The 17,784-nt window shown below is 72.3% G+C and carries 17 protein-coding genes; 9 read left to right on the top strand and 8 right to left on the bottom strand.

Annotated elements, in window-relative coordinates; all coding sequences use genetic code 11:
• The first annotated feature begins 3 nt into the window (after positions 1-3).
• The 3 genes from OG943_RS01915 to OG943_RS01925 are packed head-to-tail and all read left to right on the top strand — an operon-like array spanning position 4 to position 2,836.
• Positions 4-207 (top strand): hypothetical protein, encoded by a 204-nt coding sequence (locus OG943_RS01915; protein WP_328607912.1) that lies wholly within the window; start codon positions 4-6, stop codon positions 205-207.
• Positions 204-1,637, top strand: coding sequence for a sodium:solute symporter family protein (locus OG943_RS01920; RefSeq protein WP_328607913.1), 1,434 nt, complete (start codon positions 204-206; stop codon positions 1,635-1,637). The genes OG943_RS01915 and OG943_RS01920 overlap by 4 nt, the downstream gene beginning before the upstream one ends.
• Complete coding sequence (locus tag OG943_RS01925; RefSeq protein WP_328607914.1) at positions 1,634-2,836, top strand: metal-dependent hydrolase family protein; 1,203 nt, start codon at positions 1,634-1,636, stop codon at positions 2,834-2,836. Before OG943_RS01920 ends, OG943_RS01925 begins: the two co-directional genes overlap by 4 nt.
• Before the next feature lie 26 nt (positions 2,837-2,862).
• Here OG943_RS01925 and OG943_RS01930 read toward each other — a convergent pair whose 3' ends face one another.
• The gene (locus OG943_RS01930; protein WP_328607915.1) at positions 2,863-4,242 is read right to left on the bottom strand and encodes a hypothetical protein; all 1,380 of its coding nucleotides are present in this window, start codon (positions 4,240-4,242) and stop codon (positions 2,863-2,865) included.
• Positions 4,243-4,431: 189 nt separating this feature from the next.
• Here OG943_RS01930 and OG943_RS01935 point away from each other — a divergent pair, with 189 nt between their 5' ends.
• Positions 4,432-5,634 (top strand): low temperature requirement protein A, encoded by a 1,203-nt coding sequence (locus tag OG943_RS01935; RefSeq protein ID WP_328607916.1) that lies wholly within the window; start codon positions 4,432-4,434, stop codon positions 5,632-5,634.
• 138 nt (positions 5,635-5,772) lie between these two features.
• Here the strand turns inward: OG943_RS01935 and OG943_RS01940 are convergent, their stop codons facing one another.
• From OG943_RS01940 to OG943_RS01960, 5 genes are read right to left on the bottom strand one after another with little or no spacing between them, the layout of a single operon-like run.
• The gene (locus OG943_RS01940; protein ID WP_328607917.1) at positions 5,773-6,564 is read right to left on the bottom strand and encodes an alpha/beta fold hydrolase; all 792 of its coding nucleotides are present in this window, start codon (positions 6,562-6,564) and stop codon (positions 5,773-5,775) included.
• Between the two features lie 9 nt (positions 6,565-6,573).
• The gene (locus OG943_RS01945) at positions 6,574-7,629 is read right to left on the bottom strand and encodes an NAD(P)H-dependent flavin oxidoreductase (RefSeq protein WP_328607918.1); all 1,056 of its coding nucleotides are present in this window, start codon (positions 7,627-7,629) and stop codon (positions 6,574-6,576) included.
• Entirely contained in the window at positions 7,626-8,351 is a 726-nt protein-coding gene (locus tag OG943_RS01950) for a CoA-transferase subunit beta (protein ID WP_328607919.1), read from the bottom strand. Before OG943_RS01950 ends, OG943_RS01945 begins: the two co-directional genes overlap by 4 nt.
• Positions 8,348-9,211 (bottom strand): CoA transferase subunit A, encoded by an 864-nt coding sequence (locus OG943_RS01955; protein WP_328607920.1) that lies wholly within the window; start codon positions 9,209-9,211, stop codon positions 8,348-8,350. The genes OG943_RS01950 and OG943_RS01955 overlap by 4 nt, the downstream gene beginning before the upstream one ends.
• A complete protein-coding gene (locus tag OG943_RS01960) occupies positions 9,208-9,966 on the bottom strand; it encodes an enoyl-CoA hydratase family protein (protein WP_328607921.1) in 759 nt (252 codons plus the stop codon). The genes OG943_RS01955 and OG943_RS01960 overlap by 4 nt, the downstream gene beginning before the upstream one ends.
• 76 nt (positions 9,967-10,042) lie before the next feature.
• Here OG943_RS01960 and OG943_RS01965 point away from each other — a divergent pair, with 76 nt between their 5' ends.
• The 4 genes from OG943_RS01965 (at position 10,043) to OG943_RS01980 (ending at position 13,422) form a co-directional block, all read left to right on the top strand.
• Positions 10,043-10,789, top strand: a complete 747-nt coding sequence (locus tag OG943_RS01965) for an SDR family oxidoreductase (protein WP_328607922.1) — start codon at positions 10,043-10,045, stop codon at positions 10,787-10,789.
• Positions 10,786-11,685, top strand: coding sequence for an SDR family oxidoreductase (locus tag OG943_RS01970; protein WP_328607923.1), 900 nt, complete (start codon positions 10,786-10,788; stop codon positions 11,683-11,685). The genes OG943_RS01965 and OG943_RS01970 overlap by 4 nt, the downstream gene beginning before the upstream one ends.
• Before the next feature lie 345 nt (positions 11,686-12,030).
• Positions 12,031-12,717: a DUF2306 domain-containing protein gene (locus OG943_RS01975; protein WP_328607924.1), complete on the top strand. Its 687-nt coding sequence runs from the start codon at positions 12,031-12,033 to the stop codon at positions 12,715-12,717.
• Positions 12,718-12,936: 219 nt separating this feature from the next.
• Entirely contained in the window at positions 12,937-13,422 is a 486-nt protein-coding gene (locus tag OG943_RS01980; RefSeq protein ID WP_328607925.1) for a pyridoxamine 5'-phosphate oxidase family protein, read from the top strand.
• A gap of 736 nt (positions 13,423-14,158) precedes the next feature.
• Here the strand turns inward: OG943_RS01980 and OG943_RS01985 are convergent.
• Complete coding sequence (locus OG943_RS01985; RefSeq protein ID WP_328607926.1) at positions 14,159-14,521, bottom strand: VOC family protein; 363 nt, start codon at positions 14,519-14,521, stop codon at positions 14,159-14,161.
• A 315-nt stretch (positions 14,522-14,836) separates the two neighbouring features.
• On the opposite strand from OG943_RS01985, the gene OG943_RS01990 reads away from it, so the two are divergent.
• Positions 14,837-16,330: an alpha/beta fold hydrolase gene (locus OG943_RS01990; protein WP_328607927.1), complete on the top strand. Its 1,494-nt coding sequence runs from the start codon at positions 14,837-14,839 to the stop codon at positions 16,328-16,330.
• Between the two features lie 56 nt (positions 16,331-16,386).
• On the opposite strand, the gene OG943_RS01995 is transcribed toward OG943_RS01990, so the two are convergent.
• A complete protein-coding gene (locus OG943_RS01995) occupies positions 16,387-17,544 on the bottom strand; it encodes a steroid 3-ketoacyl-CoA thiolase (protein ID WP_328607928.1) in 1,158 nt (385 codons plus the stop codon).
• Positions 17,545-17,784 lie beyond the last annotated feature (240 nt).

Below are 17,784 nucleotides of genomic sequence, written 5' to 3' on the forward strand. Positions count from 1 at the left end.
CGCATGCGCAGCTACCACCTCCCGCCGGTCCTCCCCGTGATCGCACTGGTCCTGATGCCGTTCCTGCCGTTCGTCAACTCCACCGGGCTCTGGCTCGGGCTGCCGAAGATGCTGGTGTGGGGCGGCTTCTGGTGCCTGATGTTCACCCCCGCGCTGCTGCTGTCCGAGCGGCTGCTGGCGCGCGCGGGCGAGGAGGAGGGCCGATGATCCTCGCCTTCACCCTGGCCGGGATCGTGCTGATCGGCGTGCTCGGGTTCGTCGGGCGCCGCGGTCCCGCGTCGGACCTGGCCGAGTGGACGGTCGGCGGCCGCAAGTTCGGCGCGCTGACCATGTGGTTCCTGCAGGCGGGCGAGGTGTTCACCACCTTCACCTTCCTGGGCATGGCCGGGCTCGCCTTCTCCGGCGGCGTCGCGGCGATGTACGCGCTGCCGTACGTGCCGATCGCTTACGTGGTCCTGTTCTTCCTGTCCAAGCGGATCTGGGTGATGGGCAAGGAGCGCGGTTACCTGACCCAGGGCGACTTCCTGGAGGACCGGTTCTCCAGCCGCGCGCTCGGCACGGTGTCGGCCGTGCTGGGCGTGGTCTTCGTGCTGCCGTACCTGCAGCTGCAGATCACCGGCCTCGGCCTGATCGTCCGGCTGGTCACCGGCGACACGGCCTCGGGCAACCTGAGCATGGTGGCGGGCAGCGTGCTGGTCGTCGCGTTCGTGCTGTGGGCGGGGCTGCGCGGGGTCGCGGCGACCTCGTACTTCAAGGACGCGATCATGCTGGTGGTACTGGTGGTGCTGATCATCGCCGTGCCGGCGCACTTCGCGGGCGGTGTGTCCGGGGTGTTCCACAAGATCGAGCAGCTGCACCCGGAGAAGCTGTTCATCCACGCCGGCGCGAACGACCAGACCTGGTTCATCACCAGCATGCTGGTCAGCGCGATCGGCGTCGGGCTGATGACGCTGCCGCACAACTGGCCCGCGCTGATGTCCGCGCGCGACCCGAAGGTGCTGCGCCGCAACTACGCCTGGATGCCGGTCTACGAGCTGTGCCTGCTGCTGCCGATGATCATCGGGTTCGCGGCGATCCTGGTGGTGCCCAAGGGCAGCGACCCGAACGGCGTGCTGCTGACCCTGAGCAAGGACGCGCTGCCCGGCTGGGTCACCGGGCTCGTGGTGGTCGCCGCGACGGCGACCGCGATGGTGCCCGCGGCCGGCATCCTGATCGGCATCTCGTCGCTGGTGGCCCGCAACATCGCGCGGGTGCGCGGGGAGCGGCGGCAGTTCTGGATCAACCACGGCACGGTGGTGCTGGCCAGCGCGCTGGCGCTGGTGCTCGGCATCTTCCGGCCGGACCTGCTGGCGAACCTGCTGCTGCTGACCTACTCCGGCTCGGTGCAGCTCGCGCCGGCCAACGTGGCGGGCTTCCTGAAGAAGGTCCCGGTGGGCAAGGTGCCCGTGTTCGCCGGGCTGATCGTCGGCGAGGCCGTGGTGATCTGGCTGACCTTCGTCGACACCAAACTCGCCGGCACGATCAACGTCGGCCTGATCGGGCTCGTCGCGAACATCGTCGTGCTCATGGTCGCGGCGGTGCTGGAGCGGTTCTTCGCCCGTCCCGAAACCCCTGCCAGGCAAGGAGAACCGGCATGACTCGGACCGTGTTCACGGGCGGCTCGGTGTTCGACGGCACCGGCGCCGCGCCCGCCGCCGCGGACGTGGTGATCGAGGACGGCCGCATCGTCGACGTCGGCCCCGGGCTCGACGGCGACCGCGCGGTCGACTGCACCGGCACGACGCTGCTGCCCGGCCTGTTCGACTGCCACGTGCACGTGACGGTGTCCGACATCGGGCTGCTGCCGCGGGTGCAGAAGCCGTTCTCGTACCAGTTCTACGAGGCGGCGCGGAACCTGTGGACCACGCTGAAGCTCGGCATCACGACGGTGCGCGACGCGGCGGGCGCCGACCTCGGCATCAAGCAGGCGGTCGACGACGGCCTGATCCCCGGTCCGCGGCTGCAGATCGCGATCGGCCTGATCAGCCCCACCGGCGGGCACGGCGACCACTGGACGGTGTCCGGCCACTGCGTCCCGCTGTTCCTGCCGCACCCCGGACGGCCCGAGGCGCTGGCCGACGGGCCGGACGAGATGCGCCGCGTCGCCCGGACGCTGCTGCGCGCGGGCGCGGACGTGCTCAAGGTCTGCACCACCGGCGGGGTGCTGTCGCCGCGCGACGACCCGCGGCACTCGCAGTTCACGCTGGAGGAGCTGGACGTGCTCGTCACCGAGGCGGAGATGCAGGGCCGCGCGGTGATGGCGCACGCGCAGGGCGCGGAGGGCATCAAGAACGCCGTGCGCGCCGGCATCCGGTCGGTCGAGCACGGCATCTACCTCGACGACGAGGCGATCGAGCTGATGCTCGTCAACGGCACCTGGCTGGTGCCGACGCTGGTGGCGCCGGTGAACGTGATCCGCGCGGCCGCACGGGGCGTCTCGCTGCCGGACGCGGTGGTGCAGAAGGCGAAGGAGGTCGCGGAGGTGCACGCCGACTCCGTGCGCCGCGCCGTCGCCGCGGGGGTCCGCATCGCGATGGGCACCGACAGCGGCGTCGGGCCGCACGGGACCAACCTGGAGGAGCTGGAGCTGATGCGCTCCTGCGACATGACCCCGGCCGACGTGCTGGCGGCGACCACCTCCTCGGCCGCGCGCCTGCTCGGCCTGGACGGCGACCTGGGCCGCCTGGCCCCCGGCCACCGCGCGGACCTGGTCGTGGTGGCGGGGGATGCCTACGACTTCCCCGCGCTGGCCGGGAACGTCCGCGAGGTGTGGCAGGACGGCGTCCGCGCCGTATGACCCTCCCGCCGTCGTGACCTTGGGTCTCAGAAAGCGCCGAGGCCGGACGGCACGCCGAGCCCGGTCGGGCCGTCCCAGCCCGGCGCGGAGGTGCAGACGGCGGTCTTGAACGGAGCGCAGCCCTGCTGGGCGTTGGAGCCGTTCGCGATGTCGGTGATGCTGCCGGCCGGGGCGCGGTACAGCGTGTTCGGTCCGTCCACATCGGACAGATGGCCGCCACGCGCGTAGAGGCCCGCGACGAACGGCGAGGCCGCGCTGGTGCCACCGGCCACCAGCCAGCCGGCCTTGCCGCCGGCCGGGGCGTAACTGCGGTAGACGGCGACGCCGGTCAGCGGGTCGGCGACGGCGGAGACGTCCGAGCCGGCCCGGTGCCCGTCGCAGTTCGCCGCGACGTCCGCGGGCTGGCCCTGGGCCGGGCCGAGGTCGAGCGCGCAGCCGCTGCCCGCGCCGACCCACCGCTGCTGCTCGCCCGTCGGCGTGAACAGCCCGCCCCAGGCGTGCTGCGTGAAGGTCCCGTTCGCGCCGGTCAGCGACGTGCCGCCGACCGACGTCACCCACGGCAGCTCCTGCGGCCACAGCTGTGCGCCGCCGAGGTAGCCGCGGTCGCCGGAAGCGGCGAGGACCGCCATGCCCGGGTGGTGCAGCGCGACGGCCGGGGCGCCGGTGCCCAGGTACTCGCCCTGCAGGCCGATCGGGATGCCGTAGCTCATGCTGACCGCGCTCGAGCCGAGGCCCGCCGCGTACGTCACGGCCGTGCCGAAGTCGTCGGCGAGCGGGCCGGGCTGCTGCAGCAGGACGGCGCCGAGCAGCCGCGTGACGTCCATCGGGATCTGGACCATCGAGATCCGGCAGCCGGGGCACGCGGCCGAGGCCAGGTCCACGTCCAGCGCCGTCTCGGTGGCGTACGACTCCTCGACGCCCGCGAGGCTCTTGTCCGGCGCGAGCGGCGGGCCGCCGTGGTAGTCGGTGACCTTCAGGCAGCCGTTCGCCGTGGTGCACGCGGGCAGGCCGAACTGGCTCCGGTAGGTGCCGAGGTCCGCCTCCAGCGTCGGGTAGGCGCCGATGCCGACGATCGTCACCATCCCCTTCGCGCCGGTGGCCGCGTCCGGCAGGCCGAACGCGCGCGCCAGCTCCGCGGGGCTGAAGCCCGCGGGCGACGGTGTGGTGAGCGGGCTCGCCGACGTCCGGTCCTGCGCGACCACCCGCGTGAGACAGCCGAGGTCGACCTGGTGGCCCTGCACCACGCCGCCGCACGGGTCGTCGAGGGTGTGGCTGTCGCCCAGGGTCCCGTTCCGCAGGGCCTGCGAGACCGCGGCGGCCGAGCTGTCCGGCGCCGCCGCCACGGCGGGCCCGGCGAGGCCGGTGGTGAGGAGGACGGCCGCGGCGACTACCCGACCCAGCTGCATGGTTTCTCCGTTCGCGAGGACCGGCGACGTTCCAGGCCTACACCGGCCCGGGCCGCTCGGCAGTGGCGGCCACTCGCCCGGGTGACAGCGGCCGCCGCTCTACTGTGGACGGACCGGGCGGCCGGGCCCCGGGCCGTCCGCCGGGCCCGTGGTCGTCCGTCCCGGGATCTGCCCGCTACTGTCGCCGCCGTGAGCGAGAAACCGGAGGACCCGGCCGAAGAGCGGCACGCGTCCTGGCTGGAGCTGTTCTTCGACCTGGTGGCCGTCGCCGGGGTGGGCCAGCTCGCCCACCTGGTGCACGGCAGCACCTCGTGGGCGGACGTCGGGCTCTACGTGGTGTGCTTCCTGGCCTTCTGGACGGCCTGGATGTGCTTCACGGTGTACGGCAACGTGGTCGGCGGCGCCGCGAAGACCATGCCGGTGCTGGCGGCGATGGCGGGCCTGGTGGTGATGGCCGCGTCGGTGGCGGGCATCCACGGTGACCACGCGAAGGTCTTCGCCATCGCCTACATCGCCGTCCGCGTGCTGTCGGACCGGGTCTGGGAGCACCGCAAGGACGGCGTCCGGGTGCTCGTCGACTGGCCGGTGGCGCACATGGGCTTCGGCGTGACGCCGTGGATAGTGTCGATCTGGACGCCCGATTCGTGGCGTTACTGGCTGTGGGCCCTCGGCGTGCTGGTCGACCTGGTGATCACCTTCACCTTCTCCGGCAAGCGCCTGACCGAGAACGTCACGGCCAAGCTGGCGAGCCGGCGCGGCCCGGCCGTCCAGGCGACCGCCGCGCGGCTGGACACGGCGCACTTCGGCGAGCGGCTCGGGCTGTTCACCATCATCGTGCTCGGCGAGGGCGTGCTGACGGTGACCGACGCGATGGCCGAAACGCCCAAGTGGGACCGCCCCCTGTACTGGACGGCGCTCGCCGCGCTGGGCCTGCTTGCGACCCTGTGGGGGGCCGCGCTGCGCGAGGGCTCCGGCGGGATCCCGTACCTCGCCGCCGACCGGCTGAAGCCGCGGCTGCTGCTGCCGCTGCACTGCCTGGTCGCGGGCCTGCTGGCGGCGTTCGCGGGCGGGCTCGGGGACGCCATCGAGTCGGTCGGGCACGAGCACATCGAGACGAGCACGCGCTGGCTGCTGGCCGGGTGCGTGGCGGCGCTGGCGGTGATCGGCGCGCTGTGCGGGCTGAAGTCCGGGCGTCGCGCGTGGTGGGCCGCGGTGGTGCTGGTGCCCGGTCTGGTGCTGCCGGCTGTGGTGGGGTTCTTCGGCGGGAGCTTCACCCCGGTGCGGGTGCTGTGGCTGCTGGTGCTCGCGGCGGGCGCCGGCCTCGGCGGGTGGTTCTTCGCACGGCGGATCACCGCGCGCGGTGAGGCGGGCCGGGGTGTGCGCCCGGTTTAGGCGATTCCGGTGCCGCGAGGATGCCGCGGACTCAGGTCGAGCGCCCGGGTGCGGGCGATTCCGGTGCTGCCGGGACGTTTCCCGCCGTCGGCCGGGCCGTGATCGCAGGCCGTGATCGCAGGCCGGCGGTGCGGGCGCTCAGCCGGCCAGCAGATCGCGCAGGGCCGCGGCGAACTTCGCCGGCATCCGCTGCGGCGCCAGGTGCGCGCCGGGCACCTCGGTGAACGGCAGGCCCAGCTCCAGCGCCAGGATCCGGGCCGGCTGGTAGTGGTAACGGCCGCGGCTGCCCTCGCCGGCCACCGGCAGGATCTCGGTGCTCGCGCGGCGCAGGGCGCGCAGGTCGGGCAGGTAGTCGAAGAACCCGGTCAGCTCACGGTCGAACAGCCGTAGCCAGTCGGACTCGTTCGGCAGCCGCAGGTTCGGCAGGTCCGGCAGCGCCGCGCCCGCGATGGCGTCGGCGAACCGCGTCACCGCGCCCATCAGGTCACCCGAACGGGCCAGCCGCACCTGCTCGGCGGCGGCCGCCAGCCAGCCGGTGGCGTCGGGCATCAGCTGGACCGCGGGCGGCTCGTGCGCCACCAGCACGCTCACCCGGTCCGGGTGCCGTGCCACCAGGTCCAGCCCGATCAGCGCGCCCGCGCTGGTGCCGAACACCGGGATCGCCGCCGCGCCGACGTGGTCGAGCACCGCGAGCGCGTCGTCGGCCTGCCGGGACACCGGCACCGGGCCGGTGGTGGTGTCGGTGCTCGCGAAGTGCCCACGGCGGTCGTAGGTGACGACGGTGTGGTCGGGCTCCAGCTGCTTGCGCAGCGCGCGGTACGCGTCGCCCGCCCCGGTCCCGCCCGGGATGAGCAGCAGCAGCGGACCCGTCCCGCCGACACGGACCTGCAGCTCGCCGTCCGTGACCGGGCACCGGCTTTCCGGGATCATGCAATGAAGTCAAGCACAACGCCCGTCGCCGAGGCGTCGCAGGATCGCCTCCGCGTCGGCCACGATCGCCTCGATCAGCCCGGCCACGGACGGCAGGTCGCGCAGCAGCCCGACGACCTGCCCGGACGCCAGCACCCCGGCCTCGCGGTCGCCGTCGACGAGCCCCGCGCGCAGCAGCATCGGGGTGTTCGCCGCCATCAGCACCTGCGCCCAGTCGCGGCCGCCGCCCCGGCGCATGCGCACGCCCTCACGCACCAGCGCGGGCCAGGAAAGCCCGCTCAGCTTGCGGAACCGGGCGGCGTTGGCGGCCGCTCGCGCGAGCCCGGTGACGCGGCCGGAGCGTTCCAGCGCGTCGACCAGCTCCGTGCGCAGGACCCGGTGCGGCATCCCGTCGACCTTGCGCGTGACGACGGTGCCGGTGAGGTCGTGGTCCAGGTAGGCCTGTTTGACGGAGTCGGGGACCGTGCTCTCGCGGGTGAGCAGGAACCGGGTGCCCATCGCGATGCCGGCCGCGCCGTAAGCCAGCGCGGCGGCCAGGCCGCGCCCGTCGAAGAACCCGCCCGCGGCCACCACGGGGATGTCGACGGCGTCGAGCACGGACGGCAGCAGCAGCGTCGTCGCGACACCGCCGGTGTGCCCGCCGCCCTCGCCGCCCTGCACCACGACGGCGTCCGCTCCCCAGGCCGCCACCTTTTCGGCGTGCCGGGCCGCGCCGACGGACGGCAGCACGACCACGCCGTGGTCCTTCAGCTTCGTGATCAGGTCCCGTTTCGGCGCCAGCGCGAACGACGCGACGCGCACGCCCTCTTCGATCAGCAGGTCGACGCGGCGGGCGGCGTCACCGGCGTCCGCGCGCAGGTTGACGCCGAACGGGTTCGCCGTGCGGGCCTTCGTCTCCTTGATCGCGGCGGCCAGCTCGTCGAACGTCATCGTGGCCGACGCCAGGATGCCCAGCCCGCCCGCCTCCGCCGTCGCCGAGACCAGGCGCGGGCCGGCGACCCAGCCCATCCCGGTCTGCACGACGGGGTGACGGACGCCGGCCAGCTCCGTCAGCGCGGTCTTCACTGGGGAACTTCCTTGTCCCGCGACGAATCCGGGTCAAGCCGGGTGCGCAGCAGCTCCAGCTCATCCGTCGTCGGCAGCCGCGTTTCCCCGGTGTCCGCGGTGTCCAGCGGGAACGACGTGGCTTCCGTGACCTCGTCCACCGACACCCCGGGATGCACCGACAACAGCCGCGGCGCGTGGTCCGGCCCGCCGAAGTCGAGCACGCCCAGGTTCGTCACCACGCGGTGGATGTCGTGGTACGGCAGCGAAAACGCGCCCGCCCGCTGGTAGCCGACGCCGGAGACGACATCCACCTGCGCCACGAAGACCCGCTTGCTGTGCCGCGGCACCCAGTAGCTGGTGCGGTGGTTCACCGTGTTGCCGGGCCCGCCGCGGACGCCGAGCAGCTGCTTGACCGGCTTCCCGTGCGGGCCGATCGCGGAGATGTTCTGGTTGCCGTGCCGGTCGACCTGGTTGGCGCCCATCACCACGTGCCGCTTCCCGTGCGGCACCACGGTGTCCAGCACCTTCCGGAACGGCTGCCAGCCCTCGACGACGCCGTCGGCGGTCACCAGCGACGCCTCGCCATCGGAGAGCAGGATGTCCGGCTCGAAGGTCAGGCGGGCGAGCTTCGCGCCCAGCGCGGGGATGAAGCCCATGGGACTGACCACGATCTCGCCGTCGCCGCGGAACAGGTCGGCGCAGGCGGTCACGCAGACCTCCGCCCGGGTCACGTCGCTCATGCCGCCTCCTCGCTGAATTTCTTGACGGCCTTTTGATAGTCGGTCTCGTCGCCGCTCAGAAATCGGTCCACAAAGGACGGCCACTGGCCCGGGTCCTTGGCCGACGCCGCGTAGTGCCGCTGGAACCGCTCGTCCCGCCCGTAGTCCGGCGCGGCGGTGGTGAAGTGCGCGCCATGCGGGGTTTCGACGACGCCGTGCACACTCGCGCGGTTCAGCAGCAGGCTCTGCACGGGCCCGGCGGCGGTCAGCTCGGCGGTCTCGACGATCCGCTCGGTGGAGACGTAACAGCGGTCGGCGGCCAGGGCGTACAGCTCGTCGAAGTACGGGTCCGGGCCGAGGTACTGGGCGTTGCCGCGGGCGTCCGCGCGGTTGAGGTGGACGAGCGCGGCGTCGAGGCGCAGCGCGGGGACGGCCAGCAGCTCCTCGCCGTCGGCGTACGGCGAGCGGACGGTGCGCAGCCCCGGGTTCAGCGTCATCACGTCGGACCCGAGGCCCGCGCGGGTGGGCAGGAACGGAAGCCGTTGCGCGGCCGCGGAAAGACCGGTGCCGAGGACGCCCTCGTCGTACTCCGTCACCGCGATCGAGCCGGACTCGCGCACGCGGTTGAACCACGGGTCGAACGGCACGGAGTCGAGGGTCACGAAGCCGAACACCAGCCGCTTGAGCTTGCCCGCGGAGGCGAGCAGGCCGACGTCCGGGCCACCGTAGGAGACGACTGTCAGGTCCTTCAGCGGCGAGCGCAGGATCGCGCGCACCAGCGCCATCGGCTTGCGCCGCGAGCCCCAGCCGCCGATGCCGAGTGTCATGCCGTCACGCAGTTCGGCGACCACCTCGTCGGCGGTCATCCGCTTGTCGGTCAAGGCTTCTCCCTCCCGTCCAGGAACTCCTGCCGGGCACCGTCGGACACGCCCGCGAGGTTGAGCTGGAAAGTGAAGCCCTGCTCGAACCGGTAGCTGCGGTGTACGGGTTGCACGTCGATGCCGTTGATGGCCTGCTTCGCCGCGCGGATCACGCGGGTGTCCTTCGCCGCGATGCGCCGGGCGAGGGCGAGCGCGGTCTCGTCCAGCTCTTCGCGCGGCACCACCGCGTACACGGAGCCGTGGTGGTGAAGCTGCTGCGCGGTGATCGTCGACGCTGTGTAGTACAGCGCGCGCATGAGGTGCTGGGGCACGAGCCGCGCGAGGTGCGTGGCCGCGCCGAGCGCGCCGCGGTCCACCTCGGGCAGGCCGAACTCGGCGTCCTCGCTGGCCACCACCACGTCGGCGTTGCCGGCCAGCCCGACCCCGCCGCCGAGGCAGAACCCGTGCACGGCCGCGATCACCGGCACCGCGCAGTCGTAGACGGCGGAGAACGCGGCGGCGCAGCCCTCGTTCGCGCCGATCAGCGCGCTGTAGCCGGGATCGCGCTGGATCTCCTTGATGTCGACGCCCGCGTTGAAGCCGCGTCCCTCGGCTCGCAGGACGACAACGTGTGTGTCCGGATCGCGCCCCGCCTGCTCGACGGCGGCGGCCAGATCGAACCAGCCGCGCACGGTCAGCGCGTTCACCGGGGGCGCGGCCACGGTCACCAGCGTGACGCCGGGCTCCGGGGAGTGCGTGGAAACGGTCGCGGCCATAGTCACCTCTTATGGGTTACAAACCTAGCACTTGCTTGGTACGTTAGCACGGGTACGGCGACGCAGGAGGTCGGTTGTGGCACTGGATCTTCGGCTGGACGGCAGGGTGGTGCTGGTGACCGGAGGGACCCGTGGGGTCGGCGCCGGGATCGCCTCGGTGTTCCGGCAGGCGGGCGCTTCGGTGGTCACCTGCGCGCGCACCGGCGAAGCGGGGCCAGGCTTCGTGCCCTGCGACGTCCGTGATCCCGCCGACGTCACGAGGTTGGTTGACGAAGTCGTGTCGCGTCACGGGCGGTTGGACGTGCTGGTCAACAACGCCGGTGGAGCGCCCTTCGCGGACACGGCCACGGCGTCGCCGCGATTCCACGACAAGGTGGTGGCGCTGAACTTGCTGGCGCCATTGGCCGTCGCGCAGGCGGCGAACGCCGTGATGCAGAAGCAGGACGGCGGCGGGGTGATCGTGAACGTGAGCAGTGTCAGCGCGTTGCGTCCTTCGCCGGGTACAGCTGCGTACGGCGCCGCGAAAGCGGGGCTGGACAACCTGACGGCGACTCTCGCGGTCGAGTGGGCGCCGAAGGTGCGGGTGAACGCGCTGGACGTCGGGATGGTGCGGACCGAGGCGTCCGGGCACTACGGCGACCTGGCGGCGGTGAGCGCGACTGTCCCTTTGGGACGGTTGGCGGAACCGGAAGAGGTGGGCCGGTGCGCGGCGTTCCTGGCGTCGCCGCTGGCCTCCTACGTGAGCGGGGCGCGGCTCGCGGTGCACGGCGGCGGCGAGTCGCCGGCGTACCTGAGCGCGGCCGAGCAGACGGGAGCGAAATGAGTGGGCTGGTCGAAGGACGCGTTGTGGTGGTCACCGGCGCGGGGCGCGGGATCGGGCGGGCGCACGCGCTGGCGTTCGCGGCCGAGGGTGCGCGGGTGGTGGTGAACGACGTCGGCGCGGCGCTGGACGGCAGCGGCGGCGGTGGCGGTCCGGCCGACCTGGTGGCCGACGAAATCCGGGTGCTCGGCGGGAAAGCCGTGGTGAACACCGACGACGTCGCGGATTGGGCCGGTGCGGCGCGGCTGGTTTCGACGGCCGTCGAAGAGTTCGGCGCGTTGGACGTGCTGGTGGCGAACGCCGGCTTCCTGCGCGATCGGATGCTGGTGAACCTGGCCGAGGACGAGTGGGACGCCGTGGTGCGCGTGCACCTGAAGGGACATTTCGCGCCGTTGCGGCATGCCGCGGAGTACTGGCGCGCGGAGTCGAAGGCGGGGCACACGCGGGCGGCGCGGGTCGTGATGACGAGTTCGGGCGCGGGCCTGCTCGGCAGCGTCGGGCAGGGCAACTATTCCGCGGCCAAGGCGGGGATTCTGGGGCTCACGACCGTCGCCGCCGCCGAGCTGGGCCGCTACGGCGTGACGGTGAACGCCATCGCCCCGGCGGCGCGCACGCGCATGACCGAGGGGACGTTCGACATGGCCGCCCCCGACGGCGGTTTCGACGCGATGGCGCCGGGGAACGTGTCCCCGCTGGTGGTGTGGCTGGGTTCGGCGGAGTCGGCGGGCGTCACCGGCCGGGTGTTCGAAGTGGACGGTGGCCGCGTCTGCCTCGCCGACGGCTGGCGCCACGGCCCGGCGCGGGACAAGGGCGCGCGCTGGGAGCCGGGGGAGCTGGGGCCGGTGGTGGCCGAACTGCTGGCGTCGGGCGAGAACCCGGAGCCGGTGTACGGGGCCTGAACCCGCGGGTGACGCTCCTGCTCCGACCCGCCCCCGTCCGGCGGTTTGCTTCGCTGCCGAATTGGCCCATTGTTGTTCCTGAACGCGGTCTCGCGCATTCCACTGAGGACTGAACCCCGGCGATCGGTATGCCTAGTGTGACACTTGCCGACGTCCATGTATCGCGCCGGTAGTGCGGATATAGGCAATTGCCGATATTGCCCCGGTCGGGCGCCCCGTGCGTAACTTGGCCGGGTACACCGTGGCGATCGTTGCGGTTCTTCAGTGTTCTTGCGTAAGTAGGGGAGTTCCCGCGTGTCCGCTTCAGTCATGTCACCGGCCGTCCGCCGTCGGTGGTGGTGGTTCTTGTGGAGTCTGCTGGCCCTGCTGGCGATCGGCGTCGCGGCCTACTTCGTGCCGCCGTACCTGACGGGGAGCTCGGCCGTCCCGATCGACCGGGCCATCGTGGGCTACTACGCGAGCCTGGTGGTGCACGCGCTGCCGGCGGGCCTGACGCTGATCATCGGGCCGTGGCAGTTCGTGCCGCGGCTGCGGGCCCGTTTCCCGCGGCTGCACCGGGTGATGGGCCGGGTGTACTTGATCTCGGTCGTCGCGGCCTCGGCGGCGGCGGCGTATGCGTCCGCGGTCACGAAGAGCGGTTTCGCCCTGCAGGTCGCGTTCTACCTGCTGATCGTGGCTTGGCTGTACACCGCGGCCAAGGCCTACCGGACGATCCGGCGCCGCGAGGTGGCGCTGCACCGGATCTGGATGGTGCGCAACTACGCGCTCACGTTCGCCGCGGTCACCCTGCGGGTCTACCTGATGATCGGCATGCAGGTCCTGCCGTCGTCGGTGCCGTACAAGGACATCTACACCGCGGCCGCGTGGGCGGGCCTTTTGGGCAACGTGCTGATCGCGGAGTACTTCATCATCCAGCGCACGCTGGCGCCGCTGGCCCGGCGGGCCGGCCGCGCCAAGGAAACGGCGGCTGACAGCACGGTTGCCGGCAGCACGGTCGCCGAGCCGGCGCAGCCGGTGGGTCAGGGCAGCTGACGGTCTGGATGCCGGTCTTCCCGGCCGACGGGGTCGTCGGCCGGGATTTCGGTGTGGGGCTGGTTTCCCGGTCGGCAGGGGGTCGGCTGGGGTTTCGGTGGAGGTGCCGGTCGGGAGGGGTTTGGTCCGGGCGTCGGCCGAGGAGCTCGGTGAGGCCGTTTTCCCTGGTCTTGCCGGGCTTTCCCGGTTTTGTCGGTGCCGGGTGCGACACTGCTGAGCATGGCTACCTGGCAGGCGTTCGCGGCGGCGGCACCGTCGCTCGCGGACCGCGTACGTAAGCGTTTCACCTCCGCGGAGTCCCACATCCTGGCCACCCTGCGCCGTGACGGCTCACCCCGAGTCAGCGGCTCGGAGGTGGACTTCCGAGACGGCTCGCTTTACGTCGGCTCGATGCTCGACGCCGTCAAGGCCCGCGACCTCCGCCGCGACGGCCGCTTCGCCATCCACGCCGCCCCAGGCGACCCAGCCGCAGGCGGCGACGCGAAGCTGGCGGGCGTCGCCACCGAGGTGACGGACCCGGCGTTGCTTGCCCGGATCCAGGGCGGCGGCGAACCGAGCCACCTGTTCCACCTCGACATCCGCGAGGCCGCACTGACCTGGGTCGAGGGCAACACCCTGTTCGTCGAGTCCTGGCAGGAGGGAAAAGGCCTCGTGCGTTTCGCCCGGCCGGACAACGGCCCCGCCATCCGCACCGAACTGGACTAGCCCGCCCGCGACAGCGCGGCACACCCACCGGCGACAGCGCGGCGGCGACGGCGTGGTGGCGATGGTGGGCGGGCGTGGGGCGATGGCGGCTGGGCGCGGTGGCGGACAGTGCGGCGGCCGGGCGTGCGGTGGCGATGGTGGGCGGGCGTGGGGCGATGGCGGCTGGGCGCGGTGGCGGACAGTGCGGCGGCCGGGCGTGCGGTGGCGATGGTGGGCGGGCGTGGGGCGATGGCGGCTGGGCGCGGTGGCGGACAGTGCGGCGGCCGGGCGTGCGGTGGCGATGGTGGGCGGGCGTGGGGCGATGGCGGCTGGGCGCGGTGGCGGACAGTGCGGCGGCCGGGCGTGCGGTGGCGATGGTGGGCGGGCGTGGGGCGATGGCGGCTGGGCGCGGTGGCGGACAGTGCGGTGGCACTGCGCGCGGTGGCTGGGCGTGCGGGGGTGATGGTGGGCGAGGCGTGGGGGCGATGGCGGCCGGGTGCGGCGGCGGACAGCGTGGTGGCACTGCGCGCGGCGGCAGGGCGCGCGGTGGCGGACAGCGTGGCGGCAGGGCGCGTGGTGGCGATGGTGGCCGAGATGCGCGGTGGCGATGGCGCTGTGCCTCGCAGCTCCCGTGCCTATTCCGTTTGCGCGTTTGCGGTGGCGGGTCCGGGGCCGGGGCGGCTGGCGTGGTGCCCGCGGTCCGGGCCGGAGGGCGGGTCCAGGGGTCAGGAGTCTGCCCTGGGTCCCATGGCAGGTATCAGGGATTGGCCCAGAGACAGAACGGATGACCGGCGGGGTCCAGGTAAACGCGGACATGCTCCTGCGGCTGGAAGTCCGCGAGCCGCGCACCCGCGGTTTCGGCCTGGGCGGCGGCTTCGGCGAGGTCGTCGGCTTCGATGTCCAGGTGCAGCATCATCTGCTGGTCACCGGGGCGCGCGGGCCAGGCCGGGGGCACGTGGTCCGTTTCCAGCTGGAAGGACAGGCCGGGGCCACCGCCTTCGGGCCGCAGGGTGACCCAGTCCGGCTCGTCCGTGTCGATCGGCCAGCCGAGCAGAGCCTGGTAGAACCGCGCCAGCGCCCGTGGCTCCGGTGTGCCCAGAACAGTTGAGGTCAGCCTCACCACGTCAGCTTAGGTCCGGCAGTTGCCGGGCGAAACACTGCCGGTGTGGTCCGCCGGGCCGACCTCAGCCACCTCACAGGACAGAAGCCCCGCGGGTTGACCTCGGCCCAGCCCACAGGACAGTCGCCCCTGGTCAGCGGCCGCTCAAGTTCACTGCGCCCGCCCCGGATCACGGGTCCGCCGGCCGGCCAACGGTGGCGCTGCCCTCTTCCCCGGCCACCGATGCAACGCTCCCCGGCCTGCCGACAATATGAGGGCAGTACCGATCTCCGCTCTGAAAGGGCTTTCATGCATCGTTTCCCTGGGGGAGCCGTCGTGCGCGGCTTGATTGTCGCGCTCGGCGCCTCGATGGCTGTCGTGGCTGGGCCGGGGGCGGCTTCGGCCTCCGTCGACTCCGTTCCGACGCCGAAGCTGGGCTGGTCCGACTGTGCGGACGGGTTCCTGTGCGCCACCGCCGCGGTGCCGCTGGACTACGACCAGACGTCCGGCCCGAAGATCGACCTCGCGCTCATCAAGCTGCCGGCCACCGATCCCGCGCGGCGGATCGGCACGCTCTTCGTCAACTTCGGCGGGCCGGGCGCGTCCGGCCTGGAGCGGCTGCGGGAGCGGGGCAAGTGGCCGTGGCTGTTCTCCGCCGAGCTGCGCGCGAAGTTCGACGTCGTGTCGTGGGACCCGCGCGGGATCGGCAGCAGCGCCGCGGTCCGCTGCTTCGACTCGCTGGCCGAGCAGGAGTCGTTCTTCGGGTCGTTCCCGGAGATGCCCGGCAACCCGAGCGGCAACGCGGCCTTCTACGCCAAGTCGAAGGAGCTGGCCGACCGCTGCTCGGCCAAGGCGGGCCCGATCCTGGAGCACGTCTCGACGGCCGACACCGCGCGGGACCTGGAGCTGCTGCGCCGCGCGGTCGGTGACACGAAGCTGACCTACCACGGCATTTCCTACGGGACCCAGCTCGGCGCCACGTACGCGAACCTGTTCCCGGACCGCATCCGCGCGATGGTGTTCGACGGCACGATGGACTTCGCCGGCAAGACCGTGCCGCTGGACACCCGGCAGGACGTCGCCACCGGGATCTCGGACACGTTCACGCAGTTCCTCCGGCTGTGCACCGAGGCCGGTCCGAAGTGCGCGTTCTCGTCGGGCGACCCGAAGGCGAAGTGGGCCGCACTGACCGCTCGCGCCAAGCAGGCGCCGATCACTGTGGACGGCGAGACGTGGACGTACTCGGGGATCATCAACGCGGCAGCCGACCTGTCCGACTCGCGCGGCTGGCCGGACATCGCTTCGCTGCTTCAGCGCCTGTACGACGCTCTGTCGACAACTGCTGTGTCAACGACTGCCCTCCGCGCCGCTTCCGAGCCCTACACCTCGAACCGGACCGAGGCCTTCAACGCGATCCAGTGCAGTGACAGCGACGTGCCCACCGACCCGGCGGTCTACAGCCGGTACGCGGAGTCCGAGGACCAGCGGGTCCCGTACTTCGGCCGGATCGCGGTCCTGGACATGATGAGCTGCGCCTTCTGGCAGGCGAAGGCCGCGGACCGGTACACCGGCCCGTGGAACCGCCGGACCTCGGCGGAGATCCTGGTGCTGAACAACCGGTTCGACCCCTCGACTCCGCTACCCGGCGCACAAGACGGCGCCGCGGAGCTGGCCCGCGCGCGGGTCTTCGTGACCGAGAGCTACGGGCACTCGTCGATGTATGTGCCGAGCACGTGCACCGAGCAGGTGAAGCGGGACTACCTGATCTCGGGCGTGTTCCCGGCCGCGGGCAAGACCTGCGCGATCGACGCGAGCCCGTTCGCGGGCTGACCGAGGGCGGGCCTCGCCGTCCTCCGGCGAGGCCCGCCACCCCAGCTAAAAGCCGCTCAGATCCGTTCGATGATCGTCGCCGTGGAGAGGGCGCCGCCGGCGCACATGGTGACCAGGGCAGTGGTGGCGTCGCGGCGTTCCAGCTCGTGCAAGGCCGTCGTGAGCAGGCGGGCGCCAGTGCTGCCGACCGGGTGGCCGAGGGCGATGGCGCCGCCGTTGACGTTCACGCGGGTTTCGTCCGGGTAGTGCACCTGCAGCCACGACAGCACCACCGAAGCGAACGCCTCGTTGATTTCGAACAGGTCCGGGTCACCGATGGTCATGCCCGCCGACGCGAGCACGCGCGACGTCGACTGCACCGGGCCGTCCAGGTGGTAGTACGGCTCAGCGCCCACCAGCGCCTGCGCCACGATCCGCGCGCGCGGGCGCAGGCCCAGCTCGCGGGCCCGCGAAGAGTCCATCAGCAGCAACGCCGCCGCGCCGTCGGAGATCTGCGACGACGTGCCCGCCGTGTGGATCCCGTCCGCCACCACGGGCTTCAGCCGGGCCAGACCGTCCACAGTGGTCTCTCGCAGCCCCTGATCCTTGGTCACCAGGCGGGTTTCGCCCGTCGGCGCACCGTCCGCAAGCACCGGGGCCTTCACCGGCACCACCTCGCGGTCGAAGTGCCCGGCTTCCCACGCGCGCGCCGCCTTCTGTTGCGACGCCGCGCCGAACGCGTCCACGTCCGCGCGCGTCAGCCCGCGCCGCACGGCGATGCGCTCCGCCGCGCCGTACTGGTCGGGCATGTCGATGGACCACGACGCCGGCCGCGGCGTCCCGGTCGTGCCGCGGTTCGCGCCCAGCGGCACCCGGCTCATCGCCTCCGCCCCGCACGCGACCCCCGCGGAGATCGCGCCCGCCGCGATCAGGCCCGCGACCAGGTGCGTCGCCTGCTGGGCCGAGCCGCACTGGGCGTCGATCGTCGTCGCGCCGGTGGTCTCGGGCAGGCCCGCGTGCAGCCACGCGGTCCGGCTCAGGTTCCCGGCCTGCTCACCCGCCTGCGTCACGGCCCCGCCGATCACCTGCTCGACGAGCGCCGGGTCCAGGCCCGCCCGCTCCAGCAGCGCACTCTGCGCCGCGCCCAGCAGCTCGGCCGCGTGCAGCCCGGCCAGCCAGCCGCCGCGCTTGCCGATCGGCGTCCGCACGGCCTCGACGATCACCGGCTCGCCCATAGGTCTCCTCCGTCCGTAGGCACTCCCCAAAACTAGAACACGTTTCGATTTTAGACAAGGCGGCCCTGTAATCCCGACATTTTGATCTTGACCAACTGAGCGCTCGTTCACCTGCGCTTATTTACTCTGCATCGGTAAAGTAAACGGGTTTCACTAAGTGGGTTCCGTAAGTTAACACCGTATGCTCCAATGAGGCTTAGAACGTGTTGCAGTGTGGGAATCAGCGCCGAACCCCGTGCA

It is taken from the genome of Amycolatopsis sp. NBC_00345, assembly GCF_036116635.1.
Taxonomy (GTDB): Bacteria; Actinomycetota; Actinomycetes; order Mycobacteriales; family Pseudonocardiaceae; genus Amycolatopsis.